The following is a 7372-nucleotide window of genomic DNA, read 5'->3' as shown; positions in this document are numbered from 1 at the left end:
GGAGATCTACGGCAAAACCGGCCCGGCGATGTGGGCACGGGTTCATCAGGAAACCGGCGGGAAGTTGTCCGTCGATCTGTGCGACGAAACCGGCCGGATTTGCCTGCGAATACGGGGGCTGGTTACACGGGAGGCAAAACCGGATACAGCGTCGATCGAAGCAACTGCAGAGGAGCATGCCGCAACCACAGGCAATCTGTTGCTGAAACCCGTATGGGAGGTCATCCCGCAAACAACGGAAGAAAAGTTCCCGCTGCCGGGACAAAACATCGTGCTGGCAGGGGGAACGGAGGCGGAGAGAGAAGCCGTTGCCCGACAATATCCCGGGGTACGGGTGCTGGAGATTGACGATGGGGACTCAATCGAGGTCATTTCCGGGAAAATCCGGCAACTGGGCCACGTTGACCATTTGATCTGGATCGCACCGGATGGTTCCGTCCGGTCGATGACGGAAGAAAGGTTGATTGAGGCACAAGAGCAGATGGTGATCAAGCTGTTCCGGTTGACCAAAGCATTTCTCCATCTGGGCTACGGGCAGAAAGAGCTGGGTTGGACGCTGATTACCACACAGGCGCAGCAGATTCATCCCGATGAAAAGATACAGCCCGCACAGTCTGCCCTCCATGGGTTTGCCGGGTCGCTGGCCAAGGAATATCCGCATTGGCCGATCCGCCTCATCGATCTGGAAAAGACGGAGGACATCCGCTGGGCTTTTGCCCGAATCCGCCATCTGCAAGGGGAAGTGCTCGCATGTCGCGGCGGAGAATGGTACCGCCAGCAGTTGCTTCAGATGAAAGATGTACAAAAACAGCAAGTTCCCTACAGAACCGGCGGAGTTTATGTCGTGATCGGAGGAGCCGGCGGAATCGGCGAGGTTTGGAGTGAATATCTGATCCGCAATTACCGCGCGAAGATCGTTTGGATTGGCAGACGGGAAAAGAATCGGGAGATTACGGACAAGATCGACCGTCTTTCTGCATATGGACCGGCTCCCCTATACATTTCCGCCGACGCCACCGACAGGCGGGCCCTGGAACGGGCTCATCGCGAAATCAGGGAAAAGGTCGGACCGGTTCGCGGTGTGGTCCATTCAGCCATTGTGTTGCTCGATCAATCCATTGAGCACATGGATGAAGTACGGTTCAGGGCTTCCTTGGAGGCCAAGGTGAATGTGAGTGTGAGGCTGGCTCAGGTGTTCGCATCGGAACCGCTGGATTTTGTCCTTTTCTTCTCTTCGGTTCAATCCTTTGCCAAGGCGGCCGGGCAGAGCAATTATGCAGCCGGAAGCACTTTCGAGGATGCGTTTGCCCTGGCGCTGGCCCGGGAATGGACTTGTCCGGTAAAAGTGATGAACTGGGGGTACTGGGGCAGCGTCGGAGTGGTTGCTGCCAAAGAATATCACCGGCGAATGGCGGAAGCAGGGATCGGGTCGGTCGAAGCGCCGGAGGCGATGGAAGCATTGGAGATTCTGTTATCCAACCCCGTCTCGCAGCTCGCTTTCATCAACACGATTCGCCCTTTGACTGAGCAAGAAATGAATCCGTCCCAAAAAATATCCGTCTATCCTGCCACCATCCGCTCTTATCTCGACCTTCTGGTCAAGGAGCGCCCACGAGAGGATCAGCGAATGGATCAGGTGATGGCGGCAATCGCAAACAAAATGGAACAACTGACTTCGTTGCTGATCAAGCTGCTCTGGAGCCAGCTGCAATCGACAGGCTTGTTCCGGGAACAGAGCGGAAACCTGACCCGCCTCAGCGAATCGCTTCACAAAGGGTATGGCCGGTGGCTGGCAGAAACCGCAGCGATCCTGGAGCAGCATCATTATCTGAAGCGGGATGGACAAAATTACACGTTGCTTGAGACGGCACCGGTTGATGCAGAGGCAGTCTGGCGGGAGTGGGATGCCCGGAGACAGGAATGGATCGAGGATGAGAATATCCGTCCACATTTGAGTTTGGCCGAGGCGGTTCTGCGGGAGCTGCCGGCGATTCTCACCGGGAAAAAAGCAGCGACGGAGATCCTGTTTCCCGATTCTTCCATGGAACGGGTGGAAGGCATCTATAAGCAAAATGCCGTGGCCGATTATTACAATGAGAAGCTCGCCGCAATGGTGGCCGCCTATCTTGAGCAGAGGAAACTTCGGGAACCCGGAGTCCCTGTCAGAATTCTGGAAATTGGAGCAGGGACGGGAGGCGCCAGCTCGGCAGTGCTGAAGAAACTCAAGCCTTTCCGGGAGCAGATTAAGGAATACTGCTACACGGATATTTCCCGGGCGTTTTTATTGTTTGCCGAAAAAGAATTCGGCTCCCAGAACCCCAATCTTACCTGTAAATTGTTCGATGTCACCGAACCGGTTGCCGGACAGGGAATAGAGGCCGGCGGATACGATATCGTCATTGCGAGCAATGTTCTCCACGCCACCCGGGATTTGCGCGAAACTTTGCGGAATGCCAAGGCTGCGTTGAAACGGAACGGCCTCCTTCTGTTAAATGAAACCACCAGCAAAACCTTGCTGAATCACCTGACTTTCGGGTTGCTGGAAGGTTGGTGGCTGTTTGAGGATGAAGCGTTGCGAATCCCGGGGTCTCCCTTGTTAACGGCGGAACAGTGGCAGACCGTCTTGAGATATGAAGGATTTCGCCCGGCCTTGGTTCCGGTTTTCCCAAACGGCCCGCAGCATCTCATCCTTGCAGAAAGCAACGGAGTTGTCCGGCAGCGGGTACGGGAAAATCACCAGTCTTTGCTTCCGGAGACGGAGATAAGTGAAATCATGCCTGCCCCGGTTGCATCGGAAAATGCTGAAACAGATGAGGATGCCGTTCGCTCCGGAATAACGGTTTATTTGAAGAAGATCGTCGGTGGGATTCTGAAGCTTCCGATTGAGCAGATCGACAGCGCCGAACCCTTGGAGCGGTACGGGTTCGACTCCATTTTGGCCACACAGATGACCAATGCCTTGCGCAACGTTTTTGAGCAGATTTCCGGCACATTGTTGTTTGAGTGCCAAACTCTCGACGAAGTGGCCGACTTTTTGCTGAAAACGCAGCCGGAGACAGTGAAAACGCTCGTAGCCGGAAGCGGAGGAGAGAAAAGGGATGGCGCCGCACATGCTCAGGTGAATGCTGCCGGGCGCACCCCCGATCAGACGGATGTAAAAAGAACGCGGCGTTTACGGTTCCCGAGGCGGAAATCGGACCGGAACAGCCGGATGCTGATCGATGTGGCCATTATCGGGGTGGCCGGCCGTTTTCCCAAAGCGAACGATCTGCACGAATACTGGGAACTTCTAAAATCGGGACAAAGCGGCATAACCGAAATTCCGAAGAAACGCTGGGATTGGCGGGAGTATTACGATGCGGAACCGGGGAAACCCGGCCATATCTACAGCAAATGGGGTGGTTTTCTCGACGGGATTGACCAATTCGACCCCTATTTCTTCCGCATTTCCCCGGCAGAGGCCAAGCGGATGGACCCGCAGGAAAGGCTGTTCCTGGAAATTGCCTATCAAAGCATTGCCGATGCAGGCTATACTCCGGAAAATCTCAGTCACAGCCGCAGGGTAGGGGTATTCGTCGGAGTCATGAACGGGCATTATCCACCGGGAGCGAGTTACTGGTCGATCGCCAACCGGGTTTCCTATGCTCTGAATTTTCAGGGGCCCAGCCTGGCCGTGGACAGTGCCTGTTCTTCATCCCTGACGGCGATTCACCTCGCTTTGGAGAGCATTTACAGCGGGGTGAGCGAGTGCGCGATCGCCGGCGGAGTCAATCTGATCGTCCATCCGGATCATTATAGGAAATTGTCGGCGATGATGATGCTCTCTCCCGGGGACAAGTGCCGGCCTTTCGGCAAACAGGCGGACGGGATTGTCGACGGGGAGGGAGTCGGAGCGGTTGTTTTGAAGCCTTTGTCCCAAGCCGAGGCGGATGGGGATCATATTTATGGAGTGATCAAAGGGAGTATGCTTAACGCCGGCGGGAAAACCAACGGCTATACGGTGCCCAATCCCCGGCAACAGGAACAGGTGATTGCGGAAGCGTTGCAGAGGGCCGGGATTGATGCCCGCACGATCAGTTATATTGAGGCACACGGGACGGGAACGGCCCTGGGGGATCCGATTGAAATCAAGGGTCTGACTGCGGCGTTTGAACGGCATACGTCGGATCGCCAGTTCTGCGCCATCGGCTCGGTGAAATCCAATATTGGACACACGGAGAGTGCGGCCGGGATTGCTGGTTTGATCAAAGTGTTGCTCCAGCTGAAACATCGTCAATTGCTTCCTTCCCTGCATGCCGGGGAACCGAATGTCAATATTGATTTCCGGAATACGCCGTTTGTGGTGCAGCAGGAGCTTGGCGAATGGAGACGGCCTGCAATTGAAAGGGACGGAAAGATTCGCGAATACCCGAGACGGGCCGGAATCTCCTCTTTTGGTGCGGGCGGGGCCAACGCCCATTTGGTGGTGGAGGAATATATCCCCAAAAAGCAAAAACGCTCCGGATCGCCCATCACCGATAACCGTCCGGCCCTGATCGTGCTGTCAGCCAAAAGGGAAGAAGCACTGAGGCAACAGGCAAACCGTTTATTGGCTGCGATTGAGAGAGAGCAGTTCACGTCGGGGGAGCTGGCGTGTATCGCCTATACGTTGCAGACCGGGCGGGAAGCGATGGCTGAGCGGCTTGCCTTTACGGCGGCTTCGATCGCCGAACTGAAACATCAATTGCGGACTTTTCTCGGCCGCGCGGATCAGCCGGGAGACGGTTTGCTGCGGGGGCGCGTGAAAGCACGCAGCGAAGGCCCGGCTGTTTCTGCCGAAAGAATCAGGCAATGGATCCGTGCAGGGAAATTCAGGCCATTGCTGGAGGCTTGGGTCAACGGGGCGGACGTGGATTGGAATCAACTCTACGGGACAGACAAACCGTCCCGCATCCCTTTGCCCGCTGATCCGTTTGTCCGGGAAAGTTTCTGGATAACGGAGCATAAGCCCGGTGTACCCGCGCAGGTTCAGGTGCCGTCTGCGCACCTTCATCCACTGCTGCATCAAAATGTATCGGATCTTGACGGTTTGAAGTTCGCGACGAATTTTGACGGCCGGGAATTTTTCCTCCGGGATCATGTTGTCCGGGGCAAGCGGGTGCTTCCGGGGATGGTGTCTCTGGAAATGGCCCTGGCGGCAGCAATGGCGGTGTCAAGCCGTACGGAATCAGGTGAACGGGCAACGGCGCTTCGCCTGAAAAATGTGAGTTGGAATCGTCCGTTGGTGCTGGATGCGCCGACTGTCCGGGTGCACATCGGGCTTTTCCCGGGAAATAACGGGGAGATCACCTATGAAATTTATAAGCAGCCGGAAAACGGAGATGCCGATCCAACCGTGTATTGCCAAGGAAGGATCGTTCCGGCAAAAGGCGGGGATCAAACGCCGCAACTGGATCTGCCGGCCTTGCGGGCTCTGTGCGGGAAACGAATGCTGACACCGGCTGCGTGCTATGCCGCTTTTCAGTCCCTGGGCATTGTTTATGGACCGGGTTATCAGGGATTGGAAGAGATTTATGCAGGGCAGGGGCAAGTGCTGGCGAAAATCAGCCTCCCCGATAGTGTGGCCGATACGGCGGATCAATACCATTTGCATCCGAGTTTGCTCGATGCTGCTGTCCAGTCTTCCCTGGGACTGGTCTCTGCCGAAGACCGCACCGTCTTGTTCCTGCCATTTGCTTTGGATGAACTGGAGATATACGGAAACTGCACTCCGCGAATGTGGGCTCTGGTCCGCCGCAGACCAAAGGAAACAGCAAACGCGAACCTGCAAAAACTGGATATCGATTTTTGCGACGAGCAGGGCTCGCTGCGTCTGCGGATGAAAGGTCTGACCATGAAAGCCGTGCAAAGTACAGAGCGCTTTCAAGGCGCAGATTCCGGGCAAAGCCCCTTGCTGCTTTCCCCTTATTGGAAGGCGGAAAAAGCAGTGGGTCGCCCCGACCTGTCCTCCGCCCATGAGCAGCGACACGTGATCGTGTGCGGGGCCGATGAGAAGCTGGCGCAGGAAATGGAACATCGTCTGCCGGGGGTGCATTTCCATTATCCAACTATACGGGAGGACGGCATTGACGGGAAGTTTGCCGATGTTGCCCTTGAAGTGTTTGCTGTCATTCAGTGCATTCTGAAAGCGAAACCGACCGGGACGGTATCGGTGCAGGTTCTGCTCCTCAACCGGAAGGAATATCCGTTTGCCGGGGCGATTTGCGCCATGTTGCAAACGGCCCGTCTGGAAAACCCCCGTGTGACCGGACAATGCCTGGAACTGGAAGGAAACGGGGGGATTGATAACATTCTTGGCATCCTGGAGGAAAATCGCCTCGAGAATCGGGTTTTGCGAGTTGCCTATCAGGATGGAGAGCGATGTGTTCCTGACTGGAGGGAAGTTCCATACGCCCGTGAGCCGGCAGCCGTTCCCTGGAAGGAAGGCGGGGTTTACTTCATCACCGGGGGAGCAGGAGGCCTTGCTTCCATTTTTGCCCGGGAAATCGCCCGGCACATCAACAGAGGGACACTGATCCTGGCAGGGCGTTCACAGCCGGATGCGGCACGCCATGCAGCCTTCAGGGAGTTGGAGAAAGACGGATTCCGGGTTGTCTACAGGCAGCTTGATGTAACTGACCGGGATAAAGTTGTTCGCTGTCTGGAAGACATCAGGGAAGAGTACGGAGGCCTTGACGGAATCATTCATGCCGCCGGTGTAACCAGTGATCAATTCATCATTCAAAAAACCCCGTCGCAATTTGCCCGGGTGCTTGCCCCCAAGGTGACGGGACTGGTGAATCTGGATGAAGCCAGCCGGGAAGATGATCTCGATTTCTTTGTGATTTTTTCTTCCCTCGCCGGAGTTACAGGGAACATCGGGCAGGCGGATTACGCTGCGGCCAATGCCTTTGCCGATCAATATGCACAGTACCGCCATCATTTGGTCGCCCTCGATCAGCGCAGGGGAAGGACACTTTCCATCAACTGGCCCCTGTGGGAGGACGGCGGGATGCGGATCGAATCAGAGCAGGAAGCCCGCTGGATGCAGGATATCGGCATGTCGGCCCTGAAGTCGGAAGCGGGCATAAAGGCGTTCTATCAAGCGCTTGCTTCCGGCCATCCGCAGGTGCTGGTTCTTCACGGGAATCAAAATAAACTGAAACGTTTTATCGGAGCAGGTAAACAGCAGGCGGATGAGGCAGAAAGACGGGAAAGCCCGCCTGTCAGTTATGAATTCTGCCTGAGCCTGACCGAAAAAATCGCACGGAATGAGTTGTCGGAAGAGCAATTTATGCAACTGCTCCAATCACAACGCAGTCAGATTGAAACTTGGGGTAAGAGGTGAGGCTGA

1 protein-coding gene is annotated in these 7372 nt (G+C 55.7%); it reads left to right on the top strand.

Annotated elements, in window-relative coordinates; genetic code table 11:
* Window positions 1–28: 28 nt before the first annotated feature.
* Window positions 29–7366: an SDR family NAD(P)-dependent oxidoreductase gene (locus I8U19_RS16495; RefSeq protein ID WP_232337311.1), complete on the top strand. Its 7338-nt coding sequence runs from the start codon at window positions 29–31 to the stop codon at window positions 7364–7366.
* Window positions 7367–7372 lie beyond the last annotated feature (6 nt).

This window comes from Thermoactinomyces sp. CICC 10523 (assembly GCF_016055105.1).
Classification (GTDB): domain Bacteria; phylum Bacillota; class Bacilli; order Thermoactinomycetales; family Thermoactinomycetaceae; genus Thermoactinomyces_A; species Thermoactinomyces_A daqus.
This window is presented reverse-complemented; position numbering and strand designations above follow the sequence as displayed.

What these genes read in the sequence shown, in the direction of transcription:
- I8U19_RS16495 (WP_232337311.1), top strand. Translation starts at nt 29, where the DNA reads ATGTGGGCACGGGTTCATCAGGAAACCGGCGGGAAGTTGTCCGTCGAT.